At 59.6% G+C, this 20,559-nt stretch carries 20 protein-coding genes; 6 read left to right on the plus strand and 14 right to left on the minus strand.

Annotated elements, in window-relative coordinates:
- Positions 1–10 precede the first annotated feature (10 nt).
- Positions 11–1,069, minus strand: coding sequence for a DUF2066 domain-containing protein (locus C1X29_RS22780; protein ID WP_102718424.1), 1,059 nt, complete (start codon positions 1,067–1,069; stop codon positions 11–13).
- A gap of 376 nt (positions 1,070–1,445) precedes the next feature.
- On the opposite strand from C1X29_RS22780, the gene purM reads away from it, so the two are divergent.
- The 3 genes from purM to C1X29_RS22795 are packed head-to-tail and all read left to right on the plus strand — an operon-like array spanning position 1,446 to position 3,876.
- Complete coding sequence (gene purM, locus C1X29_RS22785; protein ID WP_007950393.1) at positions 1,446–2,504, plus strand: phosphoribosylformylglycinamidine cyclo-ligase; 1,059 nt, start codon at positions 1,446–1,448, stop codon at positions 2,502–2,504.
- On the plus strand, positions 2,504–3,154 hold the full coding sequence (gene purN, locus C1X29_RS22790; RefSeq protein ID WP_085608847.1) for a phosphoribosylglycinamide formyltransferase: 651 nt from the start codon (positions 2,504–2,506) through the stop codon (positions 3,152–3,154). Before purM ends, purN begins: the two co-directional genes overlap by 1 nt.
- An 8-nt stretch (positions 3,155–3,162) precedes the next feature.
- Positions 3,163–3,876 (plus strand): DUF3108 domain-containing protein, encoded by a 714-nt coding sequence (locus C1X29_RS22795; protein ID WP_085747072.1) that lies wholly within the window; start codon positions 3,163–3,165, stop codon positions 3,874–3,876.
- 53 nt (positions 3,877–3,929) lie between these two features.
- Here the strand turns inward: C1X29_RS22795 and C1X29_RS22800 are convergent, their stop codons facing one another.
- Together C1X29_RS22800 and C1X29_RS22805 are read right to left on the minus strand one after the other, a co-directional pair.
- Positions 3,930–5,555: a methyl-accepting chemotaxis protein gene (locus C1X29_RS22800; protein WP_102718425.1), complete on the minus strand. Its 1,626-nt coding sequence runs from the start codon at positions 5,553–5,555 to the stop codon at positions 3,930–3,932.
- A 130-nt stretch (positions 5,556–5,685) separates the two neighbouring features.
- On the minus strand, positions 5,686–6,717 hold the full coding sequence (locus tag C1X29_RS22805) for an amidohydrolase family protein (protein ID WP_173940211.1): 1,032 nt from the start codon (positions 6,715–6,717) through the stop codon (positions 5,686–5,688).
- A 153-nt stretch (positions 6,718–6,870) separates the two neighbouring features.
- Here C1X29_RS22805 and C1X29_RS22810 point away from each other — a divergent pair, with 153 nt between their 5' ends.
- Both C1X29_RS22810 and C1X29_RS22815 read left to right on the plus strand, forming a co-directional pair.
- Positions 6,871–7,287 carry an OsmC family protein gene (locus tag C1X29_RS22810; RefSeq protein WP_102718427.1) on the plus strand — a complete coding sequence of 139 codons (417 nt, stop codon included), beginning with the start codon at positions 6,871–6,873 and terminating at the stop codon, positions 7,285–7,287.
- 61 nt (positions 7,288–7,348) lie between these two features.
- Positions 7,349–8,215 (plus strand): pirin family protein, encoded by an 867-nt coding sequence (locus C1X29_RS22815; RefSeq protein WP_102718428.1) that lies wholly within the window; start codon positions 7,349–7,351, stop codon positions 8,213–8,215.
- Between the two features lie 201 nt (positions 8,216–8,416).
- Here C1X29_RS22815 and C1X29_RS22820 read toward each other — a convergent pair whose 3' ends face one another.
- The 4 genes from C1X29_RS22820 to C1X29_RS22835 all read right to left on the minus strand — a co-directional run bounded on the left by C1X29_RS22820 (position 8,417) and on the right by C1X29_RS22835 (position 12,125).
- Positions 8,417–9,145 (minus strand): dienelactone hydrolase family protein, encoded by a 729-nt coding sequence (locus C1X29_RS22820; protein WP_085747076.1) that lies wholly within the window; start codon positions 9,143–9,145, stop codon positions 8,417–8,419.
- Between the two features lie 68 nt (positions 9,146–9,213).
- The gene (gene htpG, locus C1X29_RS22825) at positions 9,214–11,118 is read right to left on the minus strand and encodes a molecular chaperone HtpG (protein ID WP_102718433.1); all 1,905 of its coding nucleotides are present in this window, start codon (positions 11,116–11,118) and stop codon (positions 9,214–9,216) included.
- 81 nt (positions 11,119–11,199) lie between these two features.
- On the minus strand, positions 11,200–11,652 hold the full coding sequence (locus C1X29_RS22830) for a PaaI family thioesterase (protein WP_007959014.1): 453 nt from the start codon (positions 11,650–11,652) through the stop codon (positions 11,200–11,202).
- Entirely contained in the window at positions 11,649–12,125 is a 477-nt protein-coding gene (locus C1X29_RS22835; protein ID WP_102718429.1) for a PaaI family thioesterase, read from the minus strand. The genes C1X29_RS22830 and C1X29_RS22835 overlap by 4 nt, the downstream gene beginning before the upstream one ends.
- Positions 12,126–12,283: 158 nt before the next feature.
- Between C1X29_RS22835 and C1X29_RS22840 the strand changes: the two genes are divergently transcribed.
- Entirely contained in the window at positions 12,284–12,520 is a 237-nt protein-coding gene (locus C1X29_RS22840; protein ID WP_102687970.1) for a hypothetical protein, read from the plus strand.
- Positions 12,521–12,597: 77 nt separating this feature from the next.
- Here the strand turns inward: C1X29_RS22840 and C1X29_RS22845 are convergent, their stop codons facing one another.
- The 7 genes from C1X29_RS22845 to odhB all read right to left on the minus strand — a co-directional run bounded on the left by C1X29_RS22845 (position 12,598) and on the right by odhB (position 20,534).
- The gene (locus C1X29_RS22845) at positions 12,598–12,999 is read right to left on the minus strand and encodes an MAPEG family protein (protein WP_102718430.1); all 402 of its coding nucleotides are present in this window, start codon (positions 12,997–12,999) and stop codon (positions 12,598–12,600) included.
- On the minus strand, positions 12,999–13,736 hold the full coding sequence (locus C1X29_RS22850) for a DUF599 domain-containing protein (protein ID WP_102718431.1): 738 nt from the start codon (positions 13,734–13,736) through the stop codon (positions 12,999–13,001). Before C1X29_RS22850 ends, C1X29_RS22845 begins: the two co-directional genes overlap by 1 nt.
- Before the next feature lie 151 nt (positions 13,737–13,887).
- Positions 13,888–15,201, minus strand: a complete 1,314-nt coding sequence (brnQ, locus tag C1X29_RS22855; protein WP_007959023.1) for a branched-chain amino acid transport system II carrier protein — start codon at positions 15,199–15,201, stop codon at positions 13,888–13,890.
- Positions 15,202–15,529: 328 nt separating this feature from the next.
- Positions 15,530–16,414, minus strand: coding sequence for a succinate--CoA ligase subunit alpha (gene sucD / locus C1X29_RS22860; protein WP_011333119.1), 885 nt, complete (start codon positions 16,412–16,414; stop codon positions 15,530–15,532).
- Positions 16,414–17,580: an ADP-forming succinate--CoA ligase subunit beta gene (gene sucC / locus C1X29_RS22865; RefSeq protein ID WP_007959029.1), complete on the minus strand. Its 1,167-nt coding sequence runs from the start codon at positions 17,578–17,580 to the stop codon at positions 16,414–16,416. Before sucC ends, sucD begins: the two co-directional genes overlap by 1 nt.
- A gap of 199 nt (positions 17,581–17,779) precedes the next feature.
- Positions 17,780–19,216, minus strand: coding sequence for a dihydrolipoyl dehydrogenase (gene lpdA / locus C1X29_RS22870; RefSeq protein WP_085682946.1), 1,437 nt, complete (start codon positions 19,214–19,216; stop codon positions 17,780–17,782).
- Positions 19,217–19,313: 97 nt separating this feature from the next.
- Positions 19,314–20,534, minus strand: coding sequence for a 2-oxoglutarate dehydrogenase complex dihydrolipoyllysine-residue succinyltransferase (gene odhB / locus C1X29_RS22875; RefSeq protein ID WP_007959031.1), 1,221 nt, complete (start codon positions 20,532–20,534; stop codon positions 19,314–19,316).
- Between the last annotated feature and the right edge of the window lie 25 nt (positions 20,535–20,559).

Consider the following 20,559-nt stretch of genomic DNA (forward strand, 5'->3'; position numbering starts at 1 on the left):
GAAAGAAAACCTACCAGCGGAACCGCAAGGACGGCGCCGCCGGTGTCGGCGTCGGCGCAGCAACTGGCGGCGCCCCGGCGACCGCAGGCTGAGGCGCAGCGACCGGAGCCGGCGCCTCGGCCGGAAGTTCCTGCAACTTCGCCAGCGACAATTGCGCTCGCAATTGATCGGCACTGCCGTTGACCCGATAGAGGATGCGATCGGCATCGACACTCTGCAGACGCACGCCGAACGGTTCGAGTAACCGCAGCAGCGCTGCGTAGTGCTCCAGATTCATGCCCTGCACTTCCAGGGTCTGCTGGCCGGACGCGCCCGGTTTGGCAACAAAGCGTGGCGCCAGACGTTCAGTGACCGCCAGCATCACCGCATCGGCCACCGCGGCTTGATCCGCGCCCTGCACGTTGCCCGCCTCTTTTTTGTCGCCCAGCCACAATTGCCATTTGGCCTGCCATTGCCCGCTTTCTTCGCGGGCATGCACAGCAAGCAAGGCGTCAGCGTTGTAGCGCTCGGAAGCGTTGCGCAGCGGCGCCGGGTCGGCACCTTCGAGCGTTGGTGCCGTGGCGACCAATTGCTCACTCAAGTCCGCCAACGGCAGGCGCAAAGGCAATCCACGGTGCTGGGCCGCACGGCGCAACGGCGCGGCGCTGGCCTGACCGTCGCCCACAAGGCTCGAACCCTCGGTCGAATCGTTCAGCCACCAGCTCAGGATCGAGGGCCGATTGGCGCCCCACAGCGCCAGCCCGGCGCGGCGCAACGCCTGCTCGGTGGTTCCCGGATCGAAATCGACTTTCAGCACTTCCGGCGGCCCGGCATCGAAACCGAACTGACTGATGATCTGCTGCGGATCCTTGCGAACCGGCGCCAGTCCCGGGTTCTGCGGGGCTTTCGAGTCGCCGGTCAGCCGCAGCACCAGCGTATCCAGCGCAGCCTGGGTCGCGCGATCACGCTCCTCCGGCGACTGACCCGTGACCGGTTCGCGCACCTGATAAAGACCTTTGAGATTTTCGGCCTGGCTCGCCAGGCTGATCAGAGACAAGCCACCTACTAACAGCCATTTACAAAAACGCATGGAGAATTCCCGTCGACAAGAGCGGCTGGAACAGGCCGCGTGCACCGTTGTGGCAAGCCTGTGACCACAGGCCGTCGCAAAACATTCACACGCGGTCGGTAAGTTTTTGCACAGTCCTAACGATAGACGGTTCCTTATACAGGCACCCGTGATGTCACCCACAGCGTCAATTGCAAAATTTTTTCCACCGATATGCCCCTGCCCGTCGGCGTGAGGATGGCCGCTGCCCCTCAAGCCTGATAAAATCGCGCGCCTTCGCAGACCGGCAACAGCCGGGCACCCCGAACTTCGCGTGAGGCAATCGCCCCCGTCGGATTCGGCGTTCCCGCTGAACTCGGTCGTTACCCCTGAATCCCCTCCCCTAAAGGCCTGGATCATGAGCAAGCAACCCTCCCTGAGCTACAAGGACGCCGGTGTAGACATCGACGCCGGTGAAGCATTGGTCGAACGCATCAAGAGCGTCGCCAAGCGCACTGCGCGCCCGGAAGTCATGGGCGGCCTGGGCGGTTTCGGCGCCCTCTGCGAGATCCCGGCCGGTTACAAGCAGCCGGTACTGGTTTCCGGTACTGACGGCGTCGGCACCAAGCTGCGCCTGGCGCTGAACCTGAACAAGCACGACAGCATCGGCCAGGACCTGGTCGCCATGTGCGTCAACGATCTGGTGGTGTGCGGCGCCGAGCCGCTGTTCTTCCTCGACTACTACGCCACCGGCAAGCTGAACGTCGACGTGGCCGCCACTGTGGTCACCGGTATCGGTGCAGGCTGCGAACTGGCTGGCTGCTCGCTGGTCGGCGGCGAAACCGCTGAAATGCCTGGCATGTACGAAGGCGAAGACTACGACCTGGCCGGTTTCTGCGTCGGTGTCGTGGAAAAAGCCGAAATCATCGACGGCTCGAAAGTCGCCACCGGTGATGCCCTGATCGCCCTGCCATCGTCCGGCCCGCACTCCAACGGCTACTCGCTGATCCGCAAGATCATCGAAGTATCTGGCGCCGACATCGAAACCGTTCAGCTCGACGGCAAGCCGCTGACCGAACTGCTGATGGCCCCGACCCGCATCTACGTGAAGCCGCTGCTCAAGCTGATCAAAGACACTGGCGCCGTCAAGGCCATGGCCCACATCACCGGTGGCGGCCTGCTGGACAACATCCCGCGCGTTCTGCCAAAAGGCGCTCAAGCCGTGGTTGACGTGGCCAGTTGGAACCGCCCGGCCGTCTTCGACTGGCTGCAAGAGAAAGGCAACGTCGACGAAACCGAAATGCACCGCGTGCTGAACTGCGGCGTGGGCATGGTGATCTGCGTGGCTCAGGAACACGTTGAAGTGGCCCTGAACACCCTGCGTGACGCCGGCGAGCAGCCTTGGGTCATCGGTCAGATCGCTGTCGCTGCCGAAGGCGCGGCTCAGGTCGAACTGAAGAACCTCAAGGCTCACTGATGTCCCAGACCTGTGATGTCGTGGTGCTGTTGTCCGGCACCGGCAGTAACTTGCAGGCCCTGATCGACAGCACGCGGACCGGCGACAGCCCGGTCCGCATCGCTGCGGTGATTTCCAACCGCGCCGACGCCTACGGCCTGCAACGCGCCAGTGACGCGGGTATCGCCACCCGCTCGCTGGATCACAAGGGATTCGAGGGCCGCGAGGCCTTCGATACCGCGCTGATCGAACTGATCGACGAATTCAACCCCAAACTCGTGGTACTGGCCGGCTTCATGCGCATTCTCAGCGCTGACTTCGTCCGTCACTACCAGGGTCGCCTGCTCAATATCCACCCGTCGCTGCTTCCCAAATACAAAGGGTTACACACGCATCAGCGCGCGCTGGAAGCCGGCGACGCCGAACACGGCTGCTCCGTGCACTTCGTCACCGAGGAACTCGATGGCGGACCACTGGTCGTACAGGCAGTAATACCGGTAGAGTTGCACGATTCGCCGCAAAGTCTGGCGCAACGGGTTCACGTTCAGGAACACCTGATCTACCCGATGGCCGTACGCTGGTTCGCCGAAGGACGGCTGAGCCTCGGCGAGCAAGGTGCTTTACTGGATGGCCAGCTACTCGGGGCCAGCGGTCACTTGATTCGAAACTAGGAGATTTTATGCGTCGCGCCCTGCTCTTCGCTTGCGCTCTGCTCGCCCTGCCTTTTGCCCAGGCGGCAGACCTTCAACCGTTCTCCGCCAGCTACACCGCCGACTGGAAGCAGTTGCCCATGAGCGGCACTGCAGAACGCAGTCTGACCAAGGAAGCCAACGGCGTCTGGAAGCTCAGCTTCAAGGCCTCGATGATGATTGCCAGCCTGTCCGAGGAAAGCACCCTGACCCTGGACAAGGACACCCTGCTGCCACAGTCCTACCACTTCGAACGCGGTGGTCTGGGCAAGGCGAAAAAGGCTGACCTGGACTTCGACTGGGCCAACAAGCTGGTGACCGGCACCGACCGCGGCGACGCGGTGAAAATCCCGCTCAACCGCGGCATGGTCGACAAATCCACCTATCAACTGGCGCTGCAGCATGACGTGGCCGCCGGCAAGAAAAGCATGAGCTATCAGGTGGTCGATGATGGTGAAGTCGATACCTACGACTTCCGCGTGCTGGGTTCGGAAAAAGTCGAAACCAAGGCCGGCCAGATCGATGCGATCAAGGTCGAGCGCGTTCGCGATCCGACACAAAGCAAGCGCATCACCGTCCTGTGGTTCGCCAAGGACTGGGATTATCTGCTGGTTCGCCTGCAACAGGTCGAAACCGACGGCAAGGAGTACAACATCATGCTCCTCGACGGCACGGTCAACGGCAAGACGGTCAAAGGCAGCTGATTCAACGAAAAGCCCCGCAAACGCGGGGCTTTTTTTCGCCTGCCGAACGCTGATCAAACCGAGAACTTGGCGACCATGCTGTTCAGATCCACCGCCAGCCGCGACAACTCCTGACTCGCGGCGCTGGTCTGATTGGCCCCTGCAGACGTCTGCATCGCCAGGTCACGGATGTTCATCAGGTTGCGATCAACTTCCCGCGCCACGGCCGCCTGCTCTTCCGACGCACTGGCGATCACCAGGTTGCGCTCGTTGATCAAGGTGAACGCCGAAGCAATTTCCTCCAGCGCCACGCCAGCCGCCTTCGCCAACTCCAGGGTCGAGCGCGCCCGAACGTTGCTCTGTTGCATCGAGCTGACCGCCGAATCGGTGCCCTGCTGGATGCCGCCGATCATCTGTTCGATCTCCTGCGTCGATTGCTGAGTGCGATGGGCCAGCGCCCGCACCTCGTCCGCCACCACCGCAAAACCCCGCCCGGCATCCCCCGCCCGCGCAGCCTCGATCGCCGCGTTCAACGCCAGCAGATTAGTCTGTTCGGCAATCGAGCGGATCACATCCAGCACCTTGCTGATGCTGTAGACCTTCTGCGCCAGATCTTCCACCTGCGTGGCATTCGCCGTGACATCGTCCGCCAGCAACTCGATGGACGATACCGTCTGCTGGACCTGCTCGCGACCATGCTGGGCAATGCGATCAGACTCACGGGAAGCCTCGGAAGTCGCGACGGCATTGCTCGCCACCTCCTCCACCGCGGCGGTCATCTGATTGACCGCCGTGGCCGCCTGTTCAATTTCCAGACTCTGCTGGTGCAGCCCTCGCGTGGCGTCTTCGGTGACGCAGCTCAACTCCTCCGAGGCCGAAGCCAGTTGACTGGAGGACTCCGAGATCCGGCGGATGGTGTCACGCAGGTTGTGCTGCATGCTCTTGAGCGCGTGCAGCAGCCGCGCCGGCTCGTCCTTGCCGGAAATGCTGATATCCCCGGTCAGATCGCCGCCGGCCACCACTTCCGCCACATTGAGCGATTGCGACAGCGGCAGCACGATGCTGCGGGTCAGCAATAACGCCAGCGCGATGGTAATCAGCGCAGTGATGCCGATCATCACCCCGACCCAGACCCGGGAATTGGTGAACACCAGCCGTGCGGCCTCAGTGGCGAGGTTGGCGTTGTGCTTGTTCAGCTCGACCAGCTCACGCAGGCTCACTGCAATCTCATCCGCCAACGGGCTCATCTGTCCGTTGAGAATGGCGGCGGCCTCCTCCACTCGTCCCTGAGCAGATAACGTCATCACCTGCGCCTGAAGCTCCAGGTACTTGTGTTCAGCGACCTTGAAGCGGTCGAACAGCGCGCGCTCTTCGGGCAATACGATCAGGATGTCGTAACGTTGCTGGGCTTCACTCAGCACACCGCGCAAATCATTGAGCTTGGCCACATTCTGATCCAGCGCCTGCGGATCGCGATTGAGCAACAGGCGCATGGTCAGCGCACGCAAGCGCAGCATGTCCTGACTCATCTCGCCCACCGCCATCACGCTGGGTAGCCAGTTGTTGTCGACCTCGTCGGACTGCGCGCGCATGTTCGACATCTGCAGCAGGGCGAACGCGCCAAGGGCAAACACCATCAGCGCCAGCACGCCAAAACCCAGCCCGGCCCGGGGCGCAATATTGAGACTACGGATACTCATTGCTCTGGTTCCTTCCAAAAGCGCTGCATCAACCCTGCAGCTGGTTGCTCTAGAAGGTATCGGCCCTTTGGAAAATTGCGTAAGACCAAAACGTGATATCAAAAGGCCTTAATACTTCGAACCTGGAGCATTAACGATTCAGCGCGGTTTTGCCGGACTTGAGCGCTGTTCGCGGCAATATCCCCAGGAAGTTGTCCCGTGCGATTTTTTTCGCGACCGCCTCAGGCAAGGCGTCGAGAAACGGCTTGAAACCATGGATTTCCTTGCCGAGTTTGTTGAATCGCCCGACCACGTCCGAACCGATCATGAAGCGATCCGGATAGCGCTCCACCAATTGCACCCACTCGGCTCGCGGCTGGCTCTTTTCGTCCAGCAGATAAGGCGTCAGCAGGCTCCACGACAGATCGATGAACAGGTTCGGATACGCCTCCAGCATTCGGGTAAGGGTCGGCAGCAGAAAATCCAGCTGCGTCTGATGACGATGGATTTCAGCACTGGTGCCGGCATGCGCCCAGATAAACCGGCTGTGCGGATGATTACGCAGCGGCTCTTCGATTTCCTTCAGGTACAGCGGATTCTTCTCACGCTTGGAGGTGATGTTGGAATGCAGCATCACCGGCAGATCGTGCTCGGCGGCCAGGTGATAGATGCGGGTCATGGCTTCGTTATTGGCACGCGGCGTATCGCCGGAGGTCAGTGCGGTGAGGTCGTCGTGACGGGTGAAGACCTCGCCGATGCCCTGCCACAAGCCGGGATACAGATCGAGCATGCGCTGGATGTGCGTGGCGGAGTTCTTGTCGTTGGGGTTGAAGCCTGAAAGAAACGGGTGAAAGTACTGGCGTTGCTCAGGTGTCAGCTTCTGCACCGCGTCGGCGACGATCACGTCAGTCGCGCTGTACCAATAGGCATCGGCATCATCGCCAGCGTAATAACGCGGGCGCTTCGGCTCGTCTTCGTGCCATTTCTTCGCCACGGGAATGCCGGAAATCATCACGTGCTCAATGGAGTTTTCCTTCATGGCCGTGAGCAATTTCGGCATGCCGGCAGTTTCCTGGAAAAAATCCACGTAATGCAGGTGCGCGTCACTGTAGGTGTATTCCCGGGCACTGGCGGCGCCGGTGAAAGCCATCAGGCAGGCAAGGCTCAAACGAAACAAGGACACAAGCATTCTCCGGCAGACAGGCATAGCCTAGACCCTCGCCGGGCAATGAGGGTTCACCCGGCAAGAAAGTGGAACGCGCCTGTGTGGGAAATGCTCTATACCTGCAAGGTCTTTTTTGATCGAATCCCTTTTCCTACAGCTTGCGAGGTTCACATGACCGTTACCGTCAATACTGTGTCCGCCGAAGGTTTTCGCCACACCGTACAGATCGATGAGCATGAGCTGTTTACAGACGTCCCGACGACCGCCGGCGGCGAAGGCTCGGCTCCGGAGCCGCACGATTACTTCGACGCCGCCCTCGGCGCCTGCAAGGCTCTGACCCTGAAGCTGTACGCGAAGAAAAAGGACATCCCGCTGACCGGCGTCGGCGTTGAGGTCAAACGCGACAACAGCCAGGAACAGAAAGGCAAATACGCCCTGCACTTGACCCTCACCCTCAAAGGCGTGCTCACCGATGCCCAGCGCGAAGAACTGCTGCGCGTCGCCGATCGCTGCCCGATCCACAAACTGATGACCACCAGCGAAGTCACCATCGAAACCCACGCCCCCGTCGGCTTCGACAGCCAGTAATCACCCCGACGATACCGGCGGGTTATGCTCCACGCATCACCCGCTCAGCCTGGAATGGACCATGGACACCCAACCCCTGATCATCCGCCCGCGCGCCGAAGACGTCGAAGGGCAGCCGATTCTGCGCCCGCTGCCGTCAGCCAAATGCCGCAGCGTCGGGCCTTTCGTGTTTTTCGACCACATGCTCGAAACGGTTTATCCCGCGGGCAAAGGCATGAACATCCGACAGCATCCGCACATCGGTCTGTCGACCCTTACGTATTTGTTCGACGGGCAGATCCAGCACAAGGACAGCCTGGGTTCGGATCAGGTGGTCAGCGCCGGCGATGTCAGCTGGATGACCGCCGGCACGGCGATCGCTCACGTCGAGCGCACGCCCGACCCGCTATGGGAACAAAGCTTCAAGATGCACGGCCTGCAAATCTGGCTCGCCTCGCCCAAGGATCACGAACAAGGCCCGGGGCATTACAGCCACCACCCGGCTTCCACGTTGCCGGTCAGCGATAACCTCGGCGTGCAGATCCGCATGATCGCCGGGTCAGGCTTTTGCCTGGAATCACCGGTGCCAGTGCTTTCTCCTACGCTGTATGCCGAATTGAAGATGCAAACCGCGACCACACTGCTGATCCCGACCGAGCATGAAGAGCGGGCGCTGTATGTCTTGAGTGGTGATGTGCAATTGAATGGCGAAGCGGTCGAACCCCATGCGCTGGTGGTGTTGCCGGCCGGGGAAGAGATGAGCCTGTTCGCCGAAAGCGACAGCCACGCGGTGCTGTTCGGCGGTGCGCCACTGGACGGGCCACGGCGGATCAACTGGAATTTTGTCGCGAGCGATCCGGCGGCGATCGATGAGGCGCGGCGCAAGTGGGCGGCCGCGGATTGGCCGACGGTGCCGGGGGAAGTCGAGCGGATTGAATTACCGCGTTAAACCGCCTGCCCTCACCCCAGCCCTCTCCCAGGAGGAGAGGGAGCCGACCGAGGTGTCTTATGTCATACATCGACCTGAAACACCGAGTCGATTATGGATTCGGTGATTCACTTTCAGGTCGATGCAACTCTCGAGAAACTTACGGTCAGTCCCCTCTCCCTCTGGGAGAGGGTTAGGGTGAGGGGCTTTTGCTCTTAGGCTTCAGCCCTTGAACACTTCTTCCAGCAAGTCATGCATCGACTTGAACGCACGCGCTGCGGTCTTCGCGTCGTACATCATCTTGCCCGGCACATTGGCGTGCGGATCGGTGAACGAGTGCACCGCGCCGCCGTAGCTCAGCAACTGCCAGTCCACACCAGCAGCGTTCATCTCGTCTTCGAATGCCGGCAACTGCTCTTTCGGCACCAGCGGATCGGAAGCACCGTGCAGCACCAGCACCGAGCCCTTGATGTTCTTCGCGTCCGCCGGGTTCGGCGAATCCAGCGTGCCGTGGAACGACACCGCCGCTTTCACCGGCGCACCGGTGCGGGCCAGATCCAGCGCACAGCAACCGCCGAAGCAGAAGCCGAACACCGCCAGTTTCGAGGTATCGACCGCCGCCTCGCCCTGCTTCTGCAATTGTTCGAACGCGGCCTGCATACGCTTGCGCAGCAGCGCGCGGTCGTCCTTCAGCGGCATCATCGCCGCACCGGCCTGATCGGCATTCTGCGGACGCACCGCCTGGCCGTACACGTCAGCGATCAGCACCACATAACCCTTGGCCGCCACCGATTTGGCGATCTCTTCAGCGCCAGCGCTGACACCCATCCAGTTCGGCGCCATCAACAGACCCGGACGCGCGCCTTTGTGCTCGGCGTCGAACGCCAGGCGACCTTCATAAGGCTGGCCGTCAATCTGATAGACCACGGAACGTACAGTGACTTGGCTCATTTCTGACTCCTGATTGGTTGAACACCAGAATGAAAAAACCCGCCGAAGCGGGTTTTTCTGCAGCTTGGTTAAACCGACAGTTCAACCAGCAGCTTGTTCAGACGCTTCACGTAAGCGGCCGGGTCTTTCAAGCTGTCGCCCGCCGCCAGGGCGGCCTGGTCGAAGAGGATGTGCGACAGGTCGCTGAAGCGATCTTCGCTGGCCTCGTTGTCGAGCTTCTCGATCAGCGGGTGGCTCGGGTTGAATTCGAAGATCGGCTTCGAATCCGGCACTTTCTGCCCGCTGGCCTCGAGGATCTGACGCATTTGCAGACCCAGATCCTGCTCGCCGATGGCCAGAATGGCTGGCGAATCGGTCAGGCGATGGGAAACCCGGACTTCGGCAACGGAATCGCCCAGTGCGGTTTTCAGACGCTCGACCAGACCTTCTTTCGACTTGGCGACTTCTTCAGCAGCCTTCTTGTCCTCTTCCGAGTCCAGGTTGCCCAGGTCCAGGTCACCGCGCGCGACGTCGACAAACGTCTTGCCGTCGAATTCGCTGAGGTAGCTCATCAGCCATTCGTCGATACGGTCGGTCAGCAGCAGCACTTCGATGCCTTTCTTGCGGAAGACTTCCAGGTGCGGGCTGTTCTTGACCTGCGCGTAGGTTTCGCCGGTGAGGTAGTAGATCTTGTCCTGACCTTCCTTGGCGCGCGCCAGGTACTCGGCCAGACCGACGATCTGCTCGCCATCGGTGCCGTTGGTCGATGCGAAACGCAGCAGACCGGCAATTTTTTCCTTGTTGGCGAAATCTTCTGCCGGGCCTTCTTTCATGACCTGACCGAAGTTTTTCCAGAAGCCCTTGTATTGCTCAGGCTCGTTCTTCGCCAGTTTTTCCAGCATGTCCAGCACGCGCTTGGTCAGCGCCGATTTCATCGAGTCGATGATCGGGTCTTTCTGCAGGATTTCCCGCGACACGTTCAGCGACAGGTCGTTGGAATCGACCACGCCTTTGATGAAGCGCAGGTACAGCGGCAGGAACGACTCGGCCTGATCCATCACGAACACGCGCTGCACGTACAGCTTCAGGCCTTTTGGCGCTTCACGCTGGTACAGATCGAACGGTGCGCGGGCCGGCACGTACAGCAGCGAGCTGTACTCGAGCTTGCCTTCGACCTTGTTGTGGCTCCACGACAGCGGATTTTCGAAGTCGTGGGCGATGTGTTTGTAGAACTCCTGGTATTCCTCGTCCTTCACTTCGGTGCGAGGACGGGTCCACAGAGCGCTGGCGCGGTTGACGGTTTCCCATTCAACTTCAGGCTTCTCTTCGCCTTCGGCAGCGGCCACTTCTTTCGGCAGCTCGATCGGCAGCGCGATGTGGTCGGAGTACTTCTTGATGATGTTGCGCAGACGCCAGCCATCGGCGAACTCGTCTTCACCGGATTTCAGGTGCAGAACGATGCGGGTGCCGCGCTCCGGCTTGTCGATGGTGGCGACTTCGAATTCGCCCTCGCCTTTCGACGACCAGTGCACGCCTTCGCTGGCGGCGGTGCCGGCGCGACGGCTGTACACGTCAACTTTGTCAGCGACGATGAAGGCCGAGTAGAAGCCCACACCGAACTGACCGATCAGGTGCGAATCCTTCTTCTGATCGCCGGACAGGTTTTTCATGAAATCGGCGGTGCCGGATTTGGCGATGGTACCCAGGTGGGTGATCACATCGTCACGGTTCATGCCGATGCCGTTGTCTTCGAGGGTGACGGTCTTGGCGTCCTTGTCGAAGCTCACACGGATTTTCAGTTCATCGCCACCTTCGAGCAACTCAGGCTTGGCCAGGGCTTCGAAGCGCAATTTGTCGACGGCGTCAGAGGCGTTCGAGATCAATTCGCGAAGGAAGATTTCCTTGTTGGAATACAGCGAATGGATCATGAGGTGCAGCAGTTGCTTCACCTCGGTCTGGAAGCCCAGGGTTTCCTTTTGAGTTTCCACACTCATGGTCATCAAACTCCAATCAGATGGCATTGGCCGCGACCTTGCTGGTCGGCGGCGGGTTGTTCTGTGAGTTGGGGGCGTGCTTCAGGATTTCAAGGGCTCATCGATTTTGAAGTGCGCGCGGGCAGTGGCAATCGGTTCGCTTTCGGTGCTTTGCCACGCCGTGACCGCGACGTTGGCCACCCGCCGGCCCTGACGGCAGACCTGACACCGGGCCCAGGTGTCGCGAAACTGCCCGGCCCGCAGGTAATCGAGGGAGAAATCGATAATCTTCGGCACACCCGGCGCGCCGGTGAAAATCAGCAGGTGCAGGGCCGCAGACAGCTCCATGAACCCGGCAATCACCCCGCCGTGGATCGCCGGCAATAAAGGGTTACCAATGTTGTCCTTGTTGGCCGGCAACTTGAACAGTAAATCATCACCGACTCGCGAGCACTCGACGCCGATGAGTCCGGCGTAGGGGATCAGTTTCAGCAGCGGCGCGTAGTCACCCTTCTCGTGGGCCTCTTGCAGCTGCTGCTTGAAATCATCGCTCATCGTTTTTCTCCCTTGATCGCGCCACCAAAGCCTTTGGTGCCTTTAAGGCCTTTGCCCATGCGCATGAAGGTGCCGACGACGTGGGCAATCGGCTGCTCGGGATCATCCTGACAGGCGAAGCCGCGAGCGAAGATCACATCGGTGGTGACTCGATAACATTGGGCGAAGCCATAGACGTCTTTATGCGGCTCGGCGGCGTGCATGTAGTCGATGCGCAGATCGAGGGTCGGGCAGACTTCGAATTCCGGCAGCACGCACAGGGTCGACATACCGCACGCAGTGTCCATCAATGACGTGATCGCTCCGCCGTGGATGACGCCAGTCAGCGGGTTGCCAACGATTTGCTCACTGTACGGCAGCACCACCGTCAGGCCTTCGCTACTTGCGCTGTGCACCTTCAATCCCAGCACCTGACAGTGGCGCAAGGCCGAGAGAAACCGTGTCGCACGCTCAAAAACGGGGTTTTCGGCCATTTGATAATTACTCTTGTTAGTCGTCATTCCCAGTAGTGGAAAGAACAGCAAAAGTTCCATTGCAAAACAAACTTATATATCTGAAAGAAATGAGGAACTTAAGCCTTGGGCCTGAGCTCTTAAGGCCAGTAGTTATTTTCCATAAGGAGAAACACCCCATGCGTAAGACTTTAGCTATTGCCTTGATGTTGACCGCTTCCCTCGGTCTCGCTGCCTGCGATAAAAAATCCGAGGACAAAGCTCAAGATGCCAACCAACATGCTGAACAAGCTCAGCAAGACATGAACAAAGCTCAGGAAAAAGTGAACGACGCAGCGAAAGAAAACGCCGAAGCTGCCAAAGCTCAGGCCGAATCGAACGCTGCAGCGCAAGAAGAAGCTGCCAAGAAGCAATAAGCCGCTTCTCGATGGCAAAAAAGAACACCCGCCAAGTGCGGGTTTTCTTTTGCCGGTCATTTTTTGCCAGTGCCGGCTTAGAGCAAGACTGTTCTAAAAGTCGGACTAATCATCAGCAACAATGAACACACTAAGCCGACCAGCCAGACCAGACTGCGCAATTTTGGAATATCCGCCAGATAAAACCACAAATAGAAAATCCTTGAGATCACGAAGATGATCGCTAATGTATCGATCAGCCATCCCGCCGTCTGGGTGGTATACGCCATCAGCACGCCAACGGCAAACAGAATGAAGGCTTCGATGCTGTTCTGATGTGCCGCCAGCGCCCGGGCTCCGTAACCGGTGAGTTGCGCCTGCTGCTGACGCGGCAGATGGTTGTTGTAACCGCCCTGCTCTTTCATGGCCTTGCCGACCGGCATCCGCGCCACGTAGATCAACAATGCACTGATAAACACACACCAGAACGGAATACTCATCAAGCAACCTCTTTGTTCGCTTCGGGCAATGGCGCCTCTGTAGGGGTATAGACCATTACATCGAGCACGTCGGAATGAAACTCCCGGCGATACAACACCAGCACCACGCCTGCGCTCATCAACATGAACAGCCACGGGCTGACGAACCACGCCAGCATGCTCATCCCGAAGTAGTAGGAACGCAGACCGAAGTTGAACTGGTTGGCCGCCATCGAAATCACTCGAGCCGCCCGCGAGGCGAACGCCTTGCGCTCCTGCTCCGACACCTGCCGCTCACCGATCATCGGGGCCGAGCCGACCAGAATGGCGGCGAAATTGTACTGGCGCATGCACCAGCTGAAAGTGAAGAAGGCATAGACAAACACCAGCGCCAGGCACAGCAACTTGATCTCCGACATGCCCTGCGAGGCCTGTTGCACCATCGGAATGTCCGCCAGCAGCGACACCGCGCGCTCGGACGCGCCAAGCACGGTCAGGATGCCCGCCAGGATAATCAGCGTGCTGGAGGCGAAGAACGAGGCGTTGCGCTCCAGGTTGCCGATCACGCTGGCGTCGGCAATACGGTTGTCACGCAGCAGCATGCGGCGCATCCAGTCTTCGCGGTACAGATGCAGCACGCTGGCCAGGCACGCGGTGTCACGGGCCTTCCAGGTGGCATAACGGGTGTAACCGCCCCAGCAGATGACAAACCAGAGCGCGGCCAGCAGGTGGATCAGGTTGGCTTGGATGAACGACATGCAATTCCCTGTGATGAAGATTTCGGCTCCCCTTCGACGTTAGTCGAGGGAAAAAGACACTGCCTCACGCCCATAAAAAATGCCCCGTATCGATTGATACGGGGCATTTCTGTTTAATCGCTCGGCAGCCGCTTGTGGCGGCCCGGCAATCTTAGGCGAGTGCTTCGGCGCGCTTGCCCAGCAGGCGGTCGCAAACCACGGCAACCACCAGGGTCATCACGCACGGCACCAGCCACGCCAGACCTTGCTCGCTCAGCGGCAGGTGGGCCAATTGCGATGGCATCCAGTCCGCCAGACCGGCGCCTTTCAACGCATCTATGGTGCCGAACACGAACGACACCAGCATCACCGGGCCCATGATGCGGCTCTGCTCATGCCAGAACGCTGCACAGAAGCTCAGCGCCACCAGCACGATGCACGGCGGGTAGATTGCGGTCAGCACCGGGATCGAGAACGCGATCAGCTTGGTCAGGCCCAGGTTGGACACCAGCAGCGAGAACGCCGCCAGGATGATCACCAGGGTCTTGTACGACAGCGGCAGTACGCGGCTGAAGTATTCGGCACAGGCGCAGGTCAGGCCGACAGCGGTCACCAGGCACGCCAGGGAGATCAGCACGGCAAGGAAGCCACTGCCCAGCGAACCGAAGGTGTGTTGCACGTAAGCGTGCAGCACCGCCGCGCCGTTGGTCGCGCCCGCCGCCACTTCATGGCTGCCGGAACCCAGACGGAACAGGCTGACATACACCAGCGCCAGACCGACACCGGCAATCAACCCGGCGATGATCGCGTAACGGGTGATCAGCGCCGGCGACTCGACACCACGGGAGCGGATCGCGTTGACGATGACGATACCGAATACCAGTGCGCCCAGGGTATCCATGGTCAGGTAACCATTGATGAACCCTTGGGAGAACGGTGCCGCGACATATTCCGGGGTAGCCACACCGATATCACCGGCCGGCAGTGCGAACGCAGCGATGCCGAGCACAGCCAGGGCGATGATCTTCAGCGGCGCGAGGAAGCGACCGACGGTGTCCAGCAGACGCCCAGGGTAGAGCGAAATGAAGAACACCAGCAGGAAGTACACCGAGCTGTAGAGGAACAGTGCCAGCGGGCTCTCGCCGGTCAACGGCGCCAGCCCCACTTCAAAGGAAACGGTCGCGGTACGCGGGGTGGCGAACAGCGGACCGACCGCGAGATAGCACGCTGCAGCCAGTACACCACCGGCGATCTTGCCGATCGGGCTGCTCAGGGCGTCCATTGCGCCACCAACCTTGGCCAGTGCGACCACAGTGACCACCGGCAGACCGACCGCCGTGATCAGGAAGCCCAGCGCCGCCATCCAGACGTTTGGCCCGGACTGCAAACCGACGATAGGCGGGAAGATGATGTTGCCGGCCCCGACGAACAGGGCGAATGTCATAAAGCCAAGTGCCAGGATGTCCTGACCTTTCAAAACTTTCATTAAGGAAATACCACACTACTGAATCGGAATTTAGAGGGGGATTTCCCTGTGGGGTTAGGGAAATGCTGTCAATCCGTATAAGACTGACCCGTTTAGCGCGTTGCATGCCTTGTGGGCGGCAGACGCAAAATGGCGGCTAGCCTAACGAATTTGCCCGACAAACGCACTGTTAGAGGGCGAACTATCCGATACGCGACGTTTCTGTGTCGCGTTTTTGCATGTTATTGGGTGAGTGCTTATAAATTGCCATCGTCAACCCGATCGCCAGAAACGACAAAGGCCACCCTAAGGTGGCCTTTGTTGCTGGAGCAGAGAAGTCAGCCGAAGCTTACTTCTTCACTTCCCAGCCAGTCAGCTCGGCCAGGGCCTTGCCGATGTCTGCCAGCGAACGCACGGTTTTCACGCCTGCGTCTTGCAGAGCAGCGAATTTCTCGTCTGCAGTGCCTTTGCCGCCGGAGATGATTGCGCCAGCATGGCCCATGCGCTTGCCCGGAGGAGCAGTCACACCAGCGATGTAGGAAACAACCGGCTTGGTCACGTTGGCCTTGATGTAGGCAGCCGCTTCTTCTTCAGCCGAACCGCCGATCTCGCCGATCATGACGATCGCTTCGGTCTTCGGGTCTTCCTGGAACAGCTTCAGGATGTCGATGAAGTTCGAACCCGGGATCGGGTCACCACCGATGCCGACGCAAGTCGACTGACCGAAACCGGCGTCAGTAGTCTGCTTCACAGCTTCGTAGGTCAGGGTGCCGGAACGGGAAACGATACCGACCTTGCCTGGCAAGTGAATGTGACCTGGCATGATGCCGATCTTGCATTCGCCTGGGGTGATCACGCCTGGGCAGTTAGGGCCGATCAGGGTAACACCCAGCTCGTCGCACTTAACTTTGGCGTCCAGCATGTCCAGGGTAGGAATGCCTTCGGTGATGCAGACGATCAGCTTGATGCCGCCGAAAGCTGCTTCCAGGATCGAGTCCTTGCAGAAAGGAGCCGGAACGTAGATGACGCTGGCGGTGGCGCCAGTGGCTTCTACAGCTTCTTTCACGGTGTTGAACACAGGCAGGTTCAGGTGAGTGGTGCCACCTTTGCCTGGAGTCACGCCGCCAACCATTTTGGTGCCGTAAGCAATGGCTTGTTCGGAGTGGAAAGTACCCTGCGCACCGGTGAAGCCCTGGCAGATTACTTTGGTGTCTTTATTGATCAGGACGCTCATTACTTGCCCTCCGCAGCTTTAACGACTTGTTGAGCAGCGTCGGTCAGGCTGGTAGCAGCGATGATGTTCAAACCGCTTTCTGCCAGTACTTTAGCGCCCAGTTCAGCGTTGTTGCCTTCAAGACGAACAACAACCGGGATTTTCACGCCGACTTCTTTCACTGCACCGATGATGCCTTCGGCAATCATGTCGCAACGAACGATGCCGCCGAAGATGTTAACCAGTACTGCAGCGACATTGCTGTCGGACAGAATGATTTTGAAAGCTTCGGTTACGCGTTCTTTGGTAGCACCACCGCCTACGTCGAGGAAGTTGGCTGGCTTGCCGCCGTGCAGGTTGACGATGTCCATGGTACCCATGGCCAGGCCGGCACCGTTCACCATGCAGCCGATGTTGCCTTCCAGCGCTACGTAGTTCAGTTCGAACTTGGCAGCGTGCGCTTCGCGCGGATCGTCCTGCGACGGATCGTGGAAAGTCTTCAGCTTAGGCTGACGGTACATTGCGTTGGCGTCGATGTTGATCTTGGCGTCCAGGCAGTGCAGATCGCCATCAGCCTTGATCACCAGCGGGTTCACTTCCAGCAGAGCCAGGTCGTGATCCTTGAACAGCTTGGCCAGACCTACGAAGATCTTGGCGAACTGAGCAACCTGCTTGCCTTCCAGACCCAGCTGGAATGCCAGCTCGCGACCCTGGAATGGCTGAGCGCCAACCAGTGGATCGATAGTGGCTTTCAGAATTTTTTCTGGAGTGTCGTGAGCGATTTTCTCGATGTCCACGCCACCTTCGGTGGAAGCCATGAACACGATGCGACGGCTCGAACGGTCAACGACAGCGCCCAGGTACAGCTCTTTAGCGATATCAGTGCACGATTCAACCAGGATCTTGGTGACTGGCTGGCCGTTGGCGTCAGTCTGGTAAGTCACCAGACGCTTGCCCAGCCACTGCTGTGCGAAGGCTTTGGCGTCTTCTTTGCTGCGAACCAGCTTGACGCCGCCCGCTTTACCGCGACCACCGGCGTGAACCTGGGCTTTGACAACCCACTCGTTGCCGCCGATTTTGTCGCAAGCTTCTGCTGCTGCTTCCGGGGTGTCTACTGCGAAACCAGTGGAAACTGGCAGGCCGTATTCAGCGAACAGCTGCTTACCCTGATACTCGTGAAGATTCATGCTTTTTACCGTCTTCGTTAGGTACTGCGCATTCGGCGCTGCGCTCTTTATGAGTGCCGCGCCACCTGTGACTGCTGCTTGCGTAGCCTTTCCGGATACCCGGTGCAGCTACGCAAGGCTGCGTCCAGCGGACATTCCGCGGTGAGTCTTGCACGCAAGGCTCACGACGGGCCGTACCGCCGTGGTTTCTTATTGTGTCTTAACGCTTCTTGCGGTTGGCAATGTGGATGGCGCCGCCATTCACTGCCAAAGCTGCTTCGTGCAAGGCTTCAGACAGGGTCGGATGGGAGAAAACCATCATGCCCAGGTCTTCAGCGCTGGTGCCGAATTCCATACCGATCGCGCCCTGCTGAACCAGTTCTGCGGCGCTCGGGCCAATCACGTGCACGCCCAATACGCGGTCAGTCTTGGCATCGGCGATGACCTTGACGAAACCACCGGTATCGTTGGCGGCCATGGCACGGCCGGATGCTGCGAACGGGAAGGTGCCGACGTTAACTTCAACGCCTTCAGCTTTCAAGGCCTGCTCGGTTTTACCGACCCATGCGATTTCCGGGTGAGTATAAATAACCGAAGGGATCAGGTCATAGTTCATCTGGGCCTTGTGGCCTTTGATGCGCTCTACAACCATGATGCCCTCTTCCGAGGCCTTGTGAGCCAGCATCATGCCGCGAACCACGTCACCGATAGCGTAAACGCCCGGTACGGTGGTGGCGCAGTGATCGTCAACGTGCACGAAACCGCGCTCGTCCAGGGTCACGCCGCTGTCGGCAGCCAGCAGATCAGTGGTCACCGGACGGCGACCAACGGCTACGATCAGCTTGTCGAAAGTGATGGTCTGTTCGCCGTTGGCGTCGGTGTAGTTCACAACGACTTCGTCGCCGTTCACTTTCGAGCCGGTTACGCGAGCGCCCAGTTTGATATCCAGACCCTGTTTGGTCAGGGTTTTCAGCGCTTCCTTGGAAACAGCGGTGTCCGCTGCCATCAGGAAGGTGTCCAGTGCTTCCAGGACAGTTACTTCTGCACCCAGACGCGACCAGACCGAACCCAGTTCCAGACCGATCACGCCAGCACCGATCACGCCCAGACGCTTGGGTACGGTTTGGAATTCCAGTGCGCCAGTCGAATCGACGATGACTTTCTGATCGACCGGAGCCGGTGGAATGTCGATCGGACGCGAGCCTGGAGCCAGGATGACGTTTTCGGCTTCGATGACTTCAACCGAGCCGTCCGGCTTGGTGACTTCGACTTTCTTGCCAGCCAGCAGTTTGCCGTGGCCCTGGATCGAAGTTACGCCGTTGGCCTTGAACAGGGTGGCAACACCGCCGGTCAGGTTCTTGACGATGCCAGCCTTGCGGCCAACCATCGCAGCGACGTCCATTTTGACTTCGCCGGTCGAGATACCGTGGACATTGAAGCTTTCTTTCGCTTCCTTGTATTTCCAGGAGCTGTCCAGCAGCGCCTTGGAAGGAATGCAGCCTACGTTCAGGCAGGTGCCGCCCAGGGCTTGCTTGCCTTCAGCATCGGTGTACTTCTCGATGCAGGCAGTGCTCAGGCCGAGTTGCGCGGCCTTGATAGCTGCCACGTAGCCGCCAGGGCCCGCACCGATCACTACTACGTCAAATTTCTGCGACATTCAAAAAATCCTCTTTAGCGAAAAGCTTCAAGCCGCGCGCTGCAAGCCAGGCTGCGTTTTCCCGCAGCTTGAAGCTTGCAGCGCGTGACTGCTTCTATCAGATATCCAGCAACAGACGAGCCGGATCTTCCAGCAGGTTCTTGATGGTCACCAGGAAGGTTACAGCTTCTTTGCCATCGATCAGACGGTGATCGTAGGACAGTGCCAGGTACATCATCGGACGGATCACGACCTGACCGTTGATGGCCATCGGACGCTGGATGATGTTGTGCATGCCCAGAATCGCTGCCTGCGGCGGGTTGACGATCGGGGTCGACATCATCGAACCGAAGGTACCACCGTTGGTGATGGTGAAGGTGCCGCCGGTCATTTCGTCCATCGACAGTTTGCCGTCACGGGCTTTCTTGCCGAAGGTGGCGATGCCGCCTTCGATTTCAGCCAGGCTCATGTGTTCGGCGTTACGCAGAACCGGAACCACCAGGCCACGGTCGCTGGAAACAGCGACGCCGATGTCGGCATAACCGTGGTAAACGATGTCGTTGCCGTCGATCGAAGCGTTGACCGCCGGGAAGCGTTTCAGCGCTTCGGTGGCAGCCTTCACGAAGAACGACATGAAGCCCAGGCGTACGCCGTTGTGGGACTTCTCGAACAGGTCCTTGTACTTCGAACGCAGGGCCATGACTTCGGTCATGTCGACTTCGTTGAAAGTGGTCAGCATCGCCATGTTCGATTGAGCTTCAACCAGACGCTTGGCAACGGTGGCACGAACGCGGGTCATCGGAACGCGCTTCTCGATGCGGTCGCCAGCGGCGAACACAGGAGCGGCGGCGGCCGGAGCAGCAGCCTTGGCAGGCGCGGCAGCCGGAGCGGCTTTCTTGGCAGCAACGGCTGCAACCACGTCTTCCTTGGTCACGCGACCGCCTTTGCCGGTGCCGGCAACGGACGCGATGTTGATGCCGTTCTCTTCAGCCAGCTTGCGCGCGGCAGGAGCGGCGATCGGGTCGTCTTCGCCATCAGCGGCTGGAGCAGCGGCAGCAGCGGCCGGAGCAGCAGCGGCAGCCGGGGCGGCAGCAGCAGCGCCGCCTTCAACGATGGAGCCCAGCACTTCGTCGGACAGGACGGTTTCGCCCTCGCCCTTGACGATTGCGCCCAGGACGCCGTCGGCGGTAGCCAGCACTTCCAGTACGACTTTGTCGGTTTCGATGTCGACGATCAGTTCGTCACGCTTGACGGCGTCGCCCGGTTGTTTGTGCCAGGTGGCAACGGTGCCATCGGCAACCGATTCCGGGAAAGTGGGGGCTTTGATCTCGATAGCCATTATCTGTGGTTCCTTAAATTCGGTT

The sequence above is a fragment of the Pseudomonas sp. GW456-12-10-14-LB2 genome, from assembly GCF_002884345.1.
Classification (GTDB): Bacteria; Pseudomonadota; Gammaproteobacteria; order Pseudomonadales; family Pseudomonadaceae; genus Aquipseudomonas; species Aquipseudomonas paraglycinae.

Excerpts from the sequence above, each read along its gene's own strand:
- purM (WP_007950393.1), top strand. The coding sequence starts at position 1,446 with ATGAGCAAGCAACCCTCCCTGAGCTACAAGGACGCCGGTGTAGACATC.
- htpG (WP_102718433.1), bottom strand. The coding sequence starts at position 11,118 with ATGAGTGTGGAAACTCAAAAGGAAACCCTGGGCTTCCAGACCGAGGTG.
- C1X29_RS22800 (WP_102718425.1), bottom strand. The coding sequence starts at position 5,555 with ATGAGTATCCGTAGTCTCAATATTGCGCCCCGGGCCGGGCTGGGTTTT.
- C1X29_RS22795 (WP_085747072.1), top strand. The coding sequence starts at position 3,163 with ATGCGTCGCGCCCTGCTCTTCGCTTGCGCTCTGCTCGCCCTGCCTTTT.
- C1X29_RS22820 (WP_085747076.1), bottom strand. The coding sequence starts at position 9,145 with ATGAGCCAAGTCACTGTACGTTCCGTGGTCTATCAGATTGACGGCCAG.
- C1X29_RS22835 (WP_102718429.1), bottom strand. The coding sequence starts at position 12,125 with ATGGCCGAAAACCCCGTTTTTGAGCGTGCGACACGGTTTCTCTCGGCC.
- C1X29_RS22780 (WP_102718424.1), bottom strand. The coding sequence starts at position 1,069 with ATGCGTTTTTGTAAATGGCTGTTAGTAGGTGGCTTGTCTCTGATCAGC.
- lpdA (WP_085682946.1), bottom strand. The coding sequence starts at position 19,216 with ATGTCGCAGAAATTTGACGTAGTAGTGATCGGTGCGGGCCCTGGCGGC.
- C1X29_RS22815 (WP_102718428.1), top strand. The coding sequence starts at position 7,349 with ATGGACACCCAACCCCTGATCATCCGCCCGCGCGCCGAAGACGTCGAA.
- C1X29_RS22850 (WP_102718431.1), bottom strand. The coding sequence starts at position 13,736 with ATGTCGTTCATCCAAGCCAACCTGATCCACCTGCTGGCCGCGCTCTGG.
- purN (WP_085608847.1), top strand. The coding sequence starts at position 2,504 with ATGTCCCAGACCTGTGATGTCGTGGTGCTGTTGTCCGGCACCGGCAGT.
- sucC (WP_007959029.1), bottom strand. The coding sequence starts at position 17,580 with ATGAATCTTCACGAGTATCAGGGTAAGCAGCTGTTCGCTGAATACGGC.
- C1X29_RS22840 (WP_102687970.1), top strand. The coding sequence starts at position 12,284 with ATGCGTAAGACTTTAGCTATTGCCTTGATGTTGACCGCTTCCCTCGGT.
- brnQ (WP_007959023.1), bottom strand. The coding sequence starts at position 15,201 with ATGAAAGTTTTGAAAGGTCAGGACATCCTGGCACTTGGCTTTATGACA.
- C1X29_RS22845 (WP_102718430.1), bottom strand. The coding sequence starts at position 12,999 with ATGAGTATTCCGTTCTGGTGTGTGTTTATCAGTGCATTGTTGATCTAC.
- C1X29_RS22830 (WP_007959014.1), bottom strand. The coding sequence starts at position 11,652 with ATGAGCGATGATTTCAAGCAGCAGCTGCAAGAGGCCCACGAGAAGGGT.
- C1X29_RS22810 (WP_102718427.1), top strand. The coding sequence starts at position 6,871 with ATGACCGTTACCGTCAATACTGTGTCCGCCGAAGGTTTTCGCCACACC.
- odhB (WP_007959031.1), bottom strand. The coding sequence starts at position 20,534 with ATGGCTATCGAGATCAAAGCCCCCACTTTCCCGGAATCGGTTGCCGAT.
- sucD (WP_011333119.1), bottom strand. The coding sequence starts at position 16,414 with ATGAGCGTCCTGATCAATAAAGACACCAAAGTAATCTGCCAGGGCTTC.